The organism is Bradyrhizobium sp. JR3.5 (genome assembly GCF_054057015.1).
Map to the genome: position 1 here is coordinate 489,008 of NZ_JBSRYV010000002.1, position 13,382 is coordinate 502,389.

The following is a 13,382-nucleotide window of genomic DNA, read 5'->3' on the forward strand; positions in this document are numbered from 1 at the left end:
CTGCTACAAATATATCGTAATCAGAAATACTCCGCGCGAAGGCCACGTGTTGGGCCTGCGGATTTCGGCCATTGAACGAAGGTCGAATGAACGATCCGGTGTTTCCATTCGCGTGCCGTCCCCGGGAATGACTATGCTGGCAAAAAACAGGTAGACGCGAAGGCCAACTCCGCGATCTGCCGATTGGCCATGGCGAGGAAACGCGCGTTCGCGCTCGAGCTTTTCGAGGACGAGTCCCGGCATTCGGGAAAAGATGCGCCTGCCGTTCATTTGGATTGCCGAAATGAACGAGAGCATCTCATCTCCGTTTATCCGCTACCCTATCGGCACCTCGCTGCTGATGGCCGGCATTCTGTTCGTCGGCATCGTCGCCTATCCACTGCTTCCGGTCGCACCGCTGCCGCAGGTCGACTTTCCGACCATCCAGATCTCCGCAAGCCTGCCGGGCGCAAGCCCCGAAACCATGGCCTCCTCGGTTGCGCAGCCGCTGGAGCGGCAGTTCGCGCAGATTCCCGGCATTGCCCAGATGACCTCGACGAGCTCGCTCGGGTCGACCGCAGTCACCATCCAGTTCGATCTGAACCGCAACATCGACGGCGCCGCCAACGACATCCAGGCCGCGATCAACGCCGCAGGCGGCCAGCTGCCCAAGAACCTGCCGTCGCCGCCGACCTATCGCAAGGTCAACCCGGCGGACTCGCCGATCCTGCTGTTGTCGGCGACCTCCGACACGCTGCCGCTGATCAGGGTGAGCGATGCGGTCGACGCCCAGCTCGGGCAGCAGATCAGTCAGATTTCCGGCGTCGCTCAGGTGTTCATCGGCGGACAGCAGAAGCCCGCGATCCGCGTGCAGATCGATCCCGCCAAGCTCGTCGCCAAGGGGCTCTCGCTGGAAGATATCCGCAGCCAGATCGCCATCACGACGGTCGACAGCCCGAAGGGCAACATCGACGGCGCGAGCCGCGCCTACACGATATACGCCAACGATCAGCTCCCGGATGCCAAGGACTGGAATGACGTCATCGTCGCCTACCGCAACGGCGGCCCGTTGCGGATTCGCGACATCGGCCGGGCCGTCGCCGGGCCGGAAGACATGAAGCAGGCCGCCTGGGCTGACGGCAAGCGCGGCGTCTTCCTCGTCATCTTCAAGCAACCCGGCGCCAATGTCATCGGGACGGTCGACAGGATCAAGGCGCAACTTCCAAGACTGATTGCCGCGATTCCGCCCGCCATCAAGATCAAGATCATCAGCGACCGGACATTGACCATCCGCGCCGCCGTCGAGGACGTGCAGATCACGCTGCTGATCACCATCGTTCTGGTCGTCATGGTGATCTTCGTCTTCCTGCGCAGCTTCTGGGCCACGGTGATTCCCGCCGTCACGGTGCCGCTCGCGCTGCTCGGCGCCTGCGCGCTGATGTGGGTGTTCGGCTATACGCTCGACAATCTTTCGCTGATGGCGCTGACGATTGCGGTCGGCTTCGTGGTCGACGACGCCATCGTCATGCTGGAGAACATCACGCGATACGTCGAGCAGGGCGAGCGGCCGCTTGCCGCAGCGCTGCGGGGCGCCGGCGAGATCGGTTTCACGATCCTGTCGATCAGCATTTCACTGGTCGCGGTGCTGATCCCGTTGCTGCTGATGGGGGGCGTCATCGGCCGGCTGTTCCGCGAGTTTGCGGTGACCCTGGCGATGGCGATCTTCGTCTCGCTGGTGGTGTCGCTGACGCTCACGCCGATGATGGCATCGCGCTTCCTGCGCGCGCATGGCGAAACCAGGCACGGCCGGCTCTATCAATGGAGCGAGGCGGCATTCGACAGGATGCTGCATGGCTATGAGCGCGGCCTCGATCTGGCGCTGAGCTGGAGCCGGACCACGCTCTGCATCTTCTTCGCGACGCTGGCGCTGTCGGTCTATCTGTTCGTAATCATACCGAAGGGATTTTTCCCGCAACAGGACAACGGCTTCCTGAACGCCGTGTCGGAGATGGCCCAGGACATCTCGTTTGCCGACATGAAGCAGCATCAGGAAGAACTCAGCCGGATCGTCCGGGCCGATCCCGCGGTCGACAGCATGGCCGAGTTCATCGGCGGCGGCGGCACCGCGCTGAATTCCGGCCGCATGTACATCACGCTGAAGCCGCACGAGGAGCGCGACGCGGACGCGCAGCAGATCATCGCGCGGCTGCGGCCGAAGCTCGAAGCGGTCGAGGGAGCACGCCTCTACATGCAGGCCTCCCAGGACGTCCGGCTCGGCGGACGCGCCACGCGGACCCAGTTCGAGTACACGCTGCAGGATGCCAATCTCGCCGAGCTGAACCAATGGGCGCCGAAGATCCTGGCCAAGATGAAGACGCTGCCGCAATTGCGCGACGTCGCGACCGACCAGCAGACCGAGGGAACGACGCTGACGATGACCTTCGATCGCGACACCGCGTCGCGCTACGGCATCCAGCCGCAATTGATCGACGACACGCTGTACGACGCGTTCGGCCAGCGCCAGGTGGCCCAGTACTTCACCCAGCTCAACAGCTATCACGTCATCCTGGAGATCCTCCCCGAATTGCAGGGCAAGCTCGACACGCTCAACAAGCTCTACATCAAGTCGCCGACCACGGGCGACGAAGTCCCGCTCTCCGTGTTCGCCAAGTGGACGACAGTGCCGGTGCGCCCGCTCGCAATCGCCCATCAGGGGCAGTTTCCTGCGACCACGATCAGCTTCAACCTCGCACAAGGGGTCGCGCTCGGCCAGGCCACCGATGCCATCCAGAACGCCGTCGCCGATCTCGGCGCTCCGGCAACGCTGAGTTCAAGCTTCCAGGGCACCGCGCAGGCCTTCCAGCAATCACTGAGCTCGGTGCCGCTGCTGATCCTGGCTGCGCTGGTGGTGGTCTATCTGATCCTCGGCATGCTCTATGAAAGCTACATCCATCCGCTCACGATCCTTTCCACGCTGCCGTCGGCCGGCGTGGGTGCGCTGGCGATCCTGATGGCGTTCGGATTCGATTTCAGCCTGATCGCGCTGATCGGCATCATCCTCCTGATCGGGATCGTGAAGAAGAACGGCATCATGATGGTCGACTTCGCGATCGCCGCCGAACGCGAGGAGCATTTGTCGCCGCGTGAATCGATCCGGAAAGCGGCGCTGTTACGTTTCCGCCCGATCATGATGACGACGATGGCCGCTCTGCTCGGCGGCGTACCGCTGATGCTGGGCACTGGAACAGGAGCGGAAATTCGTCAGCCGCTTGGCTATGCGATGGTTGGCGGCCTGATCGTGAGCCAGGCGCTGACGCTGTTCACGACGCCGGTCGTGTATCTCTATCTCGACCGGCTGTCGAACGCGCTTTCGAACTGGACGGCGACGAAACGGCACGACGATGCCGAACCGTCCGTGGACCGGGATGCCGCCGAATAGTGCAGCTCAGCCGCGTTGCGCCTCCTCCACCAGCCAGTCCCGGAAGGCGACCAGCGCGGGATTGGACTCCGAGGACGTCGGATAGACCGCATAGTGGCAATAGGCCACGCGCAGACTGTGGTCGAACAGGCGCACCAGTTTCCCCGCCAGCATGTCCGATCGTGTGATCGAGAGGCGCCCGAGCGCGATGCCCTGCCCGGTCACGGCAGCCTCCATCAGCGCGTTGGTATCGGTGAAGGACGTGCCGACGATGTCGCGATCGAGCTTCAGGCCCGCCGACTTGAACCAGGCCCGCCATGACAGATTGCGGTCGATCAGGAGCGGCTCCGACAGCATCGCAACCGGGTCCTTCGGCAACCGGCCGCCGTTGAGGCTCGGGCTGCACACCGGGAAAAACTCTTCACCGAACAGCTTGATGGCACGAAGCCCCTTCCAGTCGCCGGTGCCGAACCGGATCGCGATGTCGACGCCATCGGATTTGAAATTGGCCAGCGCCTGACCGGTCTTGATGTGCAGGTTGATGTAGGGATGGCGGGCCGTGAAGCGCGACAACCGCGGCACAAGCCAGCGCGCCGCCATCACCGGCAACAGGCTCACGATCAGCTCGGCGTCGGTGCGACGCGTATGAAGGCTGCCGAGCGCCGCGTTCAATTCCGAAAACGCGCCCTTGACGCCGGCCTGCAGCCGCAGTCCGGCCGGTGTCGGCACCATCCGGTTGCCCTGCCGCTCGAACAGGGTGAGGCCGAGCTCCTCTTCCAGCTGCCGGATGCGCTGGCTCACCGCGCTGTGCGTCACATGCAGCTCGCGCGCCGCTTCCGAGTAGCTGCCGTGACGGCAAGCCACCTCGAACACGCGCAGGGTCTCCAACGGCGGCAACGGGGCCATCCGGCAATTGTTAGGAACGCTAACAAGTGCTGTCAAATCATATCGTTCGCCCCATTGCCGCGGCGGGACTAGGTGAGCAGCTGCCGAGACCGAGCACCCTGGAGCACCTGCGATGTCCTCTTCCGCTGCCCTATTGCGCCGAACCGAAGCATCGGCCGACGGACGTCGTTGCCCGCATCGTCACGCAAGCCCGCCGTCGCGCGCCGCGGCCGCCGATCTCGATCCGCGCACCCGCATGCTGCTGGAGCAGCCGATCGCGCCGCTGATCCTGCGGCTTGCGCTGCCCAACGCCACCGTCATGACCGTGCAGATCCTGATCGGCCTGCTGGAGGTCTATTTCGTCTCGCGCACCGGCGTCGATGCGCTGGCCGGCGTGGCGCCGGTGTTTCCGCTGGTGTCGCTGGTGGTGGCGATCGCGCAGGGCGCGATCGGCGGCGGTTTCGTCACGACGGTCGCGCGTGCGCTCGGCACCGGCCGGATCGGCGACGCCAGCGACTACGCGTGGTATGCCGTGGCGCTCGGCGTTTTGCTTGGCCTTGCGACATCGGTCGTGATGTTAACCTTGGGCTCGCAGCTCTACGGCGCGATGGGCATCTCGGCCAACGCGCTAGCGATCGCGTTGTCCTATTCCGGCATCATCTTTGCCGGCGCGATCCCGATCTGGCTGTTCAACCTGCTGATGGCCGTGGTGCGCGGCACCGGCAACCTGCTGGTCCCCGTGATCGTGGTGTGCAGCGGTGCCTTGATCCTGCTGCCGCTGTCGCCGGCGCTGATCTTCGGCGCGTTCGGTTATCAGGGCCTCGGCCCCTCCGGCGGCGCGGTCGCGATGCTGGTGTACTACGCGTTCGGAACGCTGGCCTACGCGGTCTATCTCTGGGGCCACTTTGGCGCGCTGAAGCCATCGTTTCGCATGCCGACGCTCTCGCTTGCGCCAATGCTTGCGATCCTTCGCGTCGGCGGCATCTCGGCCGTCGTATCGGCCACCACCAATCTCACGCTTGCGATCGTCACCGCCTATGTCGCGATCGGCGGCGTCGAGGCGCTGGCCGGCTATGGCGCGGGCTCGCGGCTCGAGTTTCTGCTGGTCCCGCTCGCCTACGGCATCGGCGGGCCGGTCGGCATCATCATCAGCGCCAATCTCGGTGCCGGCCGGATCGACCGCGCGGTGAAGACGTCGTGGATCGGGATTGCGATGGCCTGCACGCTGACCGAAGCGATCGGGCTAGCCGCAGCGGCTTTTCCGGAAGCCTGGATCGGACTGTTCAGCCAGGACCCCGCCGTGCTGCAGATCGGCGCGGAGTATCTGCACCGCGTCGGTCCGTTCTTCGGATTCTTCGGGCTCGGCTACGTGCTCTACTGTGCCGGCCAGGCGACCCGGCGAATGGAAGCGTCGGTGCTCGCCGCGCTGCTCAGAGCCGCGATCGCGATCGCCGGAGGCTACGCGGTGGTCGCGTTGAAGGCGGACGTCACCTGGAATTTCATAGCGGTTGCGGTCGGCATGGTCGCGTTCGGCGTGTTCGCAATGCCGTCGCTGATCAGGCGCGCGGGCTACGAATAGCCCACTCGCTTTCACCCGAACCTGACATCGTAGCGCTTGATCGACAACTCCTTGGTGTCGATCTCGGGCTTCTTCCCCGAAAGCATGTCGGCCAGCACCCGGCCCGAGCCGCAGGCCATGGTCCAGCCGAGCGTGCCATGGCCGGTGTTGAGGTGCAGATTGGCAAAGCGCGTGGCGCCGATCACCGGCGGGCCGTCCGGGGTCATCGGGCGCAGGCCGCACCAGAAGGTGGCCTTGGGCAGGTCGCCGCCGCGCGGAAACAGGTCGGTCAGCGAATGGTCCAGCGTCGCGCGCCGCGCGTCGTAGAGCTTGGTCGAATAGCCCGAGATCTCGGCGGTGCCGCCGACCCGAATGCGGTCGCCGAGCCGGGTGATTGCGACCTTGTAACTCTCGTCCATCACGGTGGACTCAGGCGCGCCGCTCGCGTCCTTGATCGGCACCGTGATCGAATAGCCCTTCACCGGATAGACCGGCAGCGAGATGCCGAGCGGCCGCACCAGATGCGGCGAGTAGCTGCCCAGCGCCAGCACATAGGCATCGGCCGTCATCATCCCGGCGCTGGTCGCAACGCCGGTGATCCGCGTCGCGTCAGCGTTCAATCCGTCGATGCCGACATTGAAGTTGAAACGCACGCCGATCTTCTCGGCCTCCAGCGCCAGCGCCTGCGTGAACATGTGGCAGTCGCCGGTCTCGTCATGCGGCAACCGCAGCCCGCCGGCGAATTTCTGCTTCACGCCGGCCAGCGCCGGCTCGGCTTTGATGCAGCCGTCACGGTCGACCACCTCGAACGGGACGCCGTATTGCTTCAGCACGGCGATGTCGTCGCCGGTGTGATCGAGCTGGGCCTGCTCGCGAAACAGCTGCAAGGTGCCCTGCGCGCGCTCGTCGTAGCGGATGCCGATCTCGCTGCGCAGCGCCTGCAGACAGTCGCGGCTGTATTCCGCGATCGGGATCATCCGGCTCTTGTTCACCGCGTAGCGCGAGGTGGTGCAGTTGCGCAGCATCTTCAAGAGCCAGAGCCACATCACGGGATCGAGCTTCGGGCGGATCACCAGCGGGCCGTGCTTCATCAGCAGCCACTTCACCGCTTTCACCGGCACGCCGGGGCCGGCCCAGGGCGACGAATAGCCCGGCGACACTTCGCCGGCGTTGGCGAACGACGTTTCGAGCGCAGGCTTCGGCTGACGGTCGATCACCGTCACTTCATGGCCGGCGCGCGCAAGATAGTAGGCCGAGGTGACGCCGATCACGCCACTGCCGAGAACAAGGACCTTCACTTTTCCTCACATCCTGCAGCGAAAACGCAATCGCCGCTGCGAAACCACTCTGCTTCGCAACGGCGACAGCAATTTGTAGAGCTAGCTAAAGTTTAGCTAGCAATTATCAGGCCACGCGCTTGATGGCGTCGCCGAGGAACGAGACGATGTCGTCGATATGCGACTTCTCGACGATCAGGGGCGGCGACAATGCCAGCGAGTCGCCGCTCATGCGGAAGTAGAGGCCGCGGTTGAAGCAATCGACCATGACGTCATAGCCGCGCGCACCGACGGCACCATCGCGCGGCGCGAGCTCGACCGCGCCCATCAGGCCCTGATTGCGGATGTCGACGACGTTCGGCAGGCCCTTGAGCGAGTGCAGGCCATCGCGCCAGTAGTCGGAGAGCGAGGCGCCGCGGGTCAAGAGACCCTCGTCCTTGTAGATGTCGAGCGTGGCAAGACCTGCGGCGCAGGCCACCGGATGCGCCGAATAGGTGTAGCCGTGGAACAGCTCCATGGCGTTGTCCGGGCCGACCATCAGCCCGTCATGGACCTGGCGGCTGGCGAACACCGCGCCGCACGGTACGGTGCCGTTGGTGATGCCCTTGGCGGTCGTCATCATGTCGGGCGTGACGCCGTAGAAGTTGGCGGCGAACGGCGTGCCGAGCCGGCCGAAGCCGGTGATGACCTCGTCGAAGATCAGGAGGATGCCGTGCTTGGTGCAGAGCTCGCGCAGGCGCTGCAGATAGCCCTTCGGCGCCGGCAGCACCGCGGTCGAACCGGGCACCGGCTCGACGATCACGGCCGCGATGGTGTCTGCGCCATGCAGCGCGACCATCCGCTCGACGTCGTCGGCGAGCTCGGCGCCATGATCCGGCTGGTCCTTGGCGAATGCGTTGCGGGCGAGATCATGGGTATGGCGGATGTGGTCGACACCCGGCAGATGGGTCGCGAACTGGCGGCGGTTGGCGACCATGCCGCCGACCGACATGCCGCCGAAGCCGACGCCGTGATAGCCGCGCTCGCGGCCGATCAGGCGGGTGCGGGTCGCCTGGCCGGCGGCGCGATGATAGGCCAGCGCGATCTTCAGCGCGGTATCGACCGATTCAGAGCCCGAATTGGTGAAGAATATCCGATCCAGCCCCTTCGGGGCGATCTCGGCGAGGCGCTCGGCGAAATCGAACGCCAGCGGGTGGCCCATGTTGAAGGAGGGCGCGAAGTCCAGCGTGGAGAGCTGGCGCTCGACGGCGGCCGCGATCTGCGGGCGGCCATGGCCGGCGTTGACGCACCAGAGACCGGCGGAGCCGTCGATCACCTGCCGGCCGTCGACCGAGGTGTAGTACATGCCCTTGGCGGAGGAGAACAGCCGCGGCGCTTTCTTGAACTGCCGGTTGGCCGTGAAGGGCATCCAGAACGAATCGGTCTTGATGGTGTTCGGAATCTGATGAACGGTCACGGCGGCGCTCCATTGCTGACTGCGCCTAGTCGGACCACTCTTCACGACACTCAACAAGTCCTTTTCTTTTGCACGGCAAGCCATTGATCTTGTTGAGGCGGTCTGCGACCATTTGTTCGATCCGCAACACCTGCAACAGGGATCTTCCATGAGCGTCGACATCGGCGGACGGCTTCGATTCATCCGCGCGCGGCACAAGCTGTCGCAGCGCGAACTCGCCAAGCGCTCCGGCGTCACCAACTCGACGATTTCGCTGATCGAATCCAATCAGATGAACCCGTCGGTCGGCGCGCTGAAGCGGATCCTCGACGGCATCCCGATGGGGCTTGCGGAATTCTTCGCGATCGAGCCGGAGCGGCCGCGCAAAGCGTTCTACCGCGCCGACGAACTGACCGAGATCGGCAAGAAGCCGATCTCCTACCTCCAGATCGGTGACAGCCTGTTCGGACGTGCGTTGCAGATCCTGAAAGAGCGCTACGAGCCCGGCAGCGACACCGGCCGGGTGCCGCTGGTGCATGAGGGCGAGGAAGGTGGCATCGTGGTCTCGGGCCGGCTCGAAGTCACGGTCGACGACGAGCGGCGGGTGCTCAACGCCGGCGACGCTTATTACTTCGAAAGCCGCCGCCCGCACCGCTTCCGCTGCATCGGCGCCAAGCCGTGCGAGGTGATTTCGGCCTGTACGCCGCCGACATTTTGAACCCGGCGCAGGCGCTGCGCGACCCAAGCCGCAAGGGCCGCATGTCGCGGTCTTGCGGGTGACGTCGATGCCTTGCTCCCCACGGCTTGCGGCCGCCGTCGCGGCCATCTCGGTCCTTGCGCCCGGCGCGTCGGCTGCGATGGACGATTTCCTGCGCGCATCGAGCAGCGCGCCGACCGCGATCAGGCTGTGCGGCGATAGCGGCGACGACCGGATCAAGACCGACTGACTGCAGGAAGGCTGGCTACGTCAAGCTCGTGGCGCAGATCGACAAGGCGTTCGACGCGGCGCTTCCCAAGCTGCCGGCGAATGTCAGGCCGCTGTTGAAGCGCGACCAGGCCTGGTTCAACGAGATGATCATCGACGCCGCGGACGTGCTGGCCGATACCGACGAAGACGAGCTGAAAGCAAGTTTTGCCGCGGCCTTGCGCCGCCGCGCGGTCGCGCTTGAGGGCATGGCATCCGGCCGTCCGGGCCTGTCAGGCAACTGGGTCAATGCCTTCGGCCACCTCACGCTGACGCCGACTGAGGGCGGCGCCTATCGCCTCGCCGCCGATCTGCGCGGCGACTATGGCGGCGATCGCAGGCGAACCTGCAAGCTGACGGCCGATCTGAAGCCCTCGGGGACTGCCTGGCTCTCCGGCCCCGTGCTGATCGAGGCCGAGACGGCGCCCGACAAGCCCAAGACTAACATGGCGACCGATGCCGCCGCCGCCTCAAGCAAGCCCGCCGTCAATAAAACTCCGCCGCCAGGGCGACACGCTGCGGATCGTCGGCACCATCGATGACGAGGAGTTTGACGGGCTCAACGACTGCTCGTCGATGTGGCAGGTCACCGGCAGCTACTTTGCCGCCGGCAAGGATGCGGCATCCGACAAGGCCGACACCGCGTTCATCGCGCCGACCTTCGACTGCACCAGGCCCGAGACCGCGACCGACGAGGAAATCTGCGCCGATCCTGATCTCGCCGACAATGACCAGCGGCTGAACCGCGCCTGGAAGGCGTTGCAGCCGCGGCTCGACGAGGCGACGCGGCGCGCGCTGATCGAGGACCAGCGCAACTGGGTGAAGAGCCAGACCGAACAATTCCCGGAATTCCTGCATCCGGCCTGGAACAAGCAGAGCTCGCAGGTCCACTTCACCGTCGATGCGCGCGATCACGTCAACGGATTGCAGCGCGAACGCCTGGCGCTGCTCGAAGGCTTTGACGACAAGCGCAGCGGGCTTGCCGGCGTCTGGCTCGCCTATAACGCCATCATCAAGGTTACTGCCGAGAAAGACGGCGCGCTAAAGGCGACCGGATGGAAGTGGGACCAGGGCGACTGGAAGGCTGGCTGCGACTACGAGATGACGGGCAAGATCACGAGCGGCGCGTTCCGCTCCGACGAGCAGCGCAAGAATCCGGATACGCTCGAGCGCGATCATGCGATGCTGATCGTCAACCGGCGGGACGATTTCTTCGCCAAAAAGCGCACTGGGAAGGATGGCACCGAAGACAGCGCGGACGAGGCAAAATGCAAGCGCCGGCTCGACAACTCCTCGACCGCACGGCTGTTTCCTGCCCGTCCCTCGGCTGACATCGACAGTTTCAAGGGCTCGATCAGGTAGCAGCTGCGCGGCCGGACGGCTGCGCCATCACAGATTGCGGGTCTGGTGGTCGCCATAGGCGATCACGAACGCGACCGTCGCGAACATCATGGTCACGGCGATGACGACGAGAATGGTATCCAGGGTCATGACGGTCCTCCAAGATTGGCACAAGGTTAGTGCGCCGGCCGGAGCAAGCCTTGCGGCAGATCAATTTTTCGACGGGAATCGATCGCGCGTGAAACCACGCCGGATTTGCCGCGTAAGCTCAAGGATCGACCAGGGAGCCTTCCGATGCGCGCGATCGCCCTCATTGCCGCCATTCTGTTCGCCATCGCCTCGCCGGCCATGGCCGACGATGTCAGCGCCGCGCAGGACGTGATCCGCGCCCAGGAGCAGGCCTTCGGCCGCGACGACGCCGCGGCGGCCTATTCCTATGCCGCCCCTGCGATCCGCCAGATCTTTCCGCAGGCCGATATCTTCATGTCGATGGTGCAGAACCAATACGCGCCGGTCTATCGCCACAGGAGCTTCGAGTTCGGCGAGGCACAGAGCGCGGGCGACCGGATCGCGCAACGCGTTCACATCGTCGACGCCAATGGCGAGGCGTGGGAGGCGCTCTATACGCTGGAGCGGCAGGCCGACGGCAGTTTGAAGATCACCGGCTGCTCATTGCTGAAGGCCGGTCAGGCGGTGTGATCGCACGGATCGTATCCGCAACGGTCACCTTGGGCCGGTCGCTTCAGGACAAGCCCGTTCTCAGCCGGAGCCTGTCTTCAAGCCAGTCGAATATCACTTCATTGGCCAATGTAGGGTTGTCGATATGCCCCTGCATGGCGGCGGTTTCGGCACGCCGGAACAGGATCAGGCTGGCGTCGCGATGAATTCGGCTCAATTGGTTGCCGAATTCAATCAAGGCGCCCGGAAGGAGCCAGCCGCCCTCGCCCGCGGTGACGAGGAGCGGACAATCGATGCTTCGCGAGATCGCATTGGCTTCATCGAGCCATCCGGCCTGCTCGCCGTCGCCGGCTTGCCGATAAAAGAAACTCTTCTCGTGCGAGTCCCAAATTCCGGCGTCGCAAACGGCCGCGGCAAACCGGGCATCACTCGCGGCTGCCCGGGCGACCAGGGACGAGTTGCAGGCGTCCGCCACGATGGCGATCCGCGTGCTGTCGACACCGGGCTGCTCCGAAAGAAAGTCGAGGACGTGGCTCATCGCCGCCTCGAACTTGTGGCCCTCCAGCCGTTCCGGCGACAAGGCCGTGTCAGTCCCCAACAGATCCATGGCGAGAAGCGAGAACCCGCGCTCGTTGGCGTGACCTGCGTATTTGGTGATCAACTCTTCCTTGTAGGAACCTGGCTCGCCAATGCACACGATGACGGGTCCGTCGTCGCGCAAGGTTGACGGCAGGTAGTAGGCCTGAAGCGACAGGTCTTCCGTCCAGGGAACGGAGAGCACCTGGCCGGCCGGAACCCGGGTCTTCAAAAAGCTGGTTGCGCATCGCCGCATGCCGTCGACGGCACGATTCAGCAAATGGTTGGCGTATCCGGGAGGCCTGGCGGCGGCGTGAAAGTAGGTGGTCGCTCGAAGCCAGTTGCGACGGGCGGTGACCAGATTGTTGTTCAGCAACGAAAGCTCAGCTCTCGCCTCGTTCAGTTCCGCGGTCTTGATCCACTCTTCGGACCACGAGCTCTCCGAGGCGAGGTTTATCTTGCTCAATGTCAGCCAGCATTCGGAGACCGTCGAGCCGCCTTCCTGTGCGGCGGCCAGAAGCTTGATGAACTCCGCAGATAGATCCTCGCGATCCGGCCAGGCAGGCCAGCCCTTGTCATCGAACTCGACGCTGCTTGACGAGGCTCCACGCGCCCCACAGTGCTCATGCATATTTCGTCAACTCGTTCGCACCCGGCTCCGCTGCCGGTACGCGTGAAAGGTACGAGTCCGCCCGTTGGGGTCGACGAGCCGCCGCTTCGGTCGCCACAAAAAATCGGCGCCGAAATCGCAAACGCCAATCACGCGGCTCTCCCAAGAAATTATTCCAAATCGGATTCATATAATTGAAGTAATTCGGCGGCGGCAAATGTTGATATGGCGGCGCAGGAATGCGTTGCGCTTATGCCTGAGGGCGAATGTTGCTGCAGCAATCGTTGCCGAGCAAATGCTCGGTCATGTTCCGGAAGCCATCGACTCGCTTTGTCTCGTGTGGCGAACTTGCCGTCGGTATACTCACGGGATCGCGAGAACCGGCACGCCGTCACTCACTCGGCCGTGACTTCGCGACGCAGGTCGCTCGAACGCGCGTCGGCACTGCGCAGGCTTATCCCGGCACCGCTAAGGGGATGCGTTGTCGCCGTCGTCCTGCATCGCCCGCGCCCAAGCTCGGGATCGCGCGACCCTACCGCCTCAAACGAAAAACCTCCGGCAGGGCATTGCCGGAGGTTCTGGAGGTTTCATGAAGAAGTCTGATATCTCCCTCGTCATGGTCGGCAGAGCAACCGACACCCAGTTTGTACATGATAGACTA

Annotated in this window: 12 protein-coding genes; 7 read left to right on the forward strand and 5 right to left on the reverse strand. The window is 64.4% G+C overall.

The features are described 5' to 3' along the window. Positions 1-3 precede the first annotated feature (3 nt). Positions 4-297 carry a hypothetical protein gene (locus ACVWW1_RS18885; RefSeq protein WP_456657009.1) on the reverse strand — a complete coding sequence of 98 codons (294 nt, stop codon included), beginning with the start codon at positions 295-297 and terminating at the stop codon, positions 4-6. On the opposite strand from ACVWW1_RS18885, the gene ACVWW1_RS18890 reads away from it, so the two are divergent. After that, positions 284-3,418: a multidrug efflux RND transporter permease subunit gene (locus ACVWW1_RS18890; protein WP_456657010.1), complete on the forward strand. Its 3,135-nt coding sequence runs from the start codon at positions 284-286 to the stop codon at positions 3,416-3,418. The genes ACVWW1_RS18885 and ACVWW1_RS18890 overlap by 14 nt on opposite strands. Before the next feature lie 6 nt (positions 3,419-3,424). On the opposite strand, the gene gcvA is transcribed toward ACVWW1_RS18890, so the two are convergent. Beyond that, positions 3,425-4,303 carry a transcriptional regulator GcvA gene (gene gcvA / locus ACVWW1_RS18895; RefSeq protein WP_456657011.1) on the reverse strand — a complete coding sequence of 293 codons (879 nt, stop codon included), beginning with the start codon at positions 4,301-4,303 and terminating at the stop codon, positions 3,425-3,427. A gap of 112 nt (positions 4,304-4,415) precedes the next feature. On the opposite strand from gcvA, the gene ACVWW1_RS18900 reads away from it, so the two are divergent. Next, positions 4,416-5,861 (forward strand): MATE family efflux transporter, encoded by a 1,446-nt coding sequence (locus ACVWW1_RS18900; RefSeq protein ID WP_456657012.1) that lies wholly within the window; start codon positions 4,416-4,418, stop codon positions 5,859-5,861. Positions 5,862-5,872: 11 nt separating this feature from the next. On the opposite strand, the gene ACVWW1_RS18905 is transcribed toward ACVWW1_RS18900, so the two are convergent. Beyond that, positions 5,873-7,138, reverse strand: a complete 1,266-nt coding sequence (locus ACVWW1_RS18905; RefSeq protein ID WP_456657013.1) for a D-amino acid dehydrogenase — start codon at positions 7,136-7,138, stop codon at positions 5,873-5,875. A gap of 106 nt (positions 7,139-7,244) precedes the next feature. Beyond that, positions 7,245-8,573, reverse strand: a complete 1,329-nt coding sequence (locus tag ACVWW1_RS18910) for an aminotransferase class III-fold pyridoxal phosphate-dependent enzyme (RefSeq protein ID WP_456657014.1) — start codon at positions 8,571-8,573, stop codon at positions 7,245-7,247. A gap of 148 nt (positions 8,574-8,721) precedes the next feature. Here ACVWW1_RS18910 and ACVWW1_RS18915 point away from each other — a divergent pair, with 148 nt between their 5' ends. From ACVWW1_RS18915 to ACVWW1_RS18935, 5 genes are all read left to right on the forward strand, one after another. After that, on the forward strand, positions 8,722-9,270 hold the full coding sequence (locus ACVWW1_RS18915) for a cupin domain-containing protein (protein WP_018273259.1): 549 nt from the start codon (positions 8,722-8,724) through the stop codon (positions 9,268-9,270). A 67-nt stretch (positions 9,271-9,337) separates the two neighbouring features. Next, a complete protein-coding gene (locus ACVWW1_RS18920) occupies positions 9,338-9,499 on the forward strand; it encodes a hypothetical protein (protein ID WP_456657015.1) in 162 nt (53 codons plus the stop codon). Between the two features lie 28 nt (positions 9,500-9,527). Then, positions 9,528-10,058 carry a hypothetical protein gene (locus ACVWW1_RS18925; protein ID WP_456657016.1) on the forward strand — a complete coding sequence of 177 codons (531 nt, stop codon included), beginning with the start codon at positions 9,528-9,530 and terminating at the stop codon, positions 10,056-10,058. Beyond that, the gene (locus ACVWW1_RS18930; RefSeq protein WP_456657017.1) at positions 9,973-10,878 is read left to right on the forward strand and encodes a lysozyme inhibitor LprI family protein; all 906 of its coding nucleotides are present in this window, start codon (positions 9,973-9,975) and stop codon (positions 10,876-10,878) included. The genes ACVWW1_RS18925 and ACVWW1_RS18930 overlap by 86 nt, the downstream gene beginning before the upstream one ends. A 273-nt stretch (positions 10,879-11,151) precedes the next feature. After that, a complete protein-coding gene (locus ACVWW1_RS18935; protein WP_456657018.1) occupies positions 11,152-11,556 on the forward strand; it encodes a DUF4864 domain-containing protein in 405 nt (134 codons plus the stop codon). Between the two features lie 43 nt (positions 11,557-11,599). On the opposite strand, the gene ACVWW1_RS18940 is transcribed toward ACVWW1_RS18935, so the two are convergent. Further along, positions 11,600-12,742, reverse strand: a complete 1,143-nt coding sequence (locus tag ACVWW1_RS18940; protein ID WP_456657019.1) for an alpha/beta hydrolase family protein — start codon at positions 12,740-12,742, stop codon at positions 11,600-11,602. Positions 12,743-13,382 lie beyond the last annotated feature (640 nt).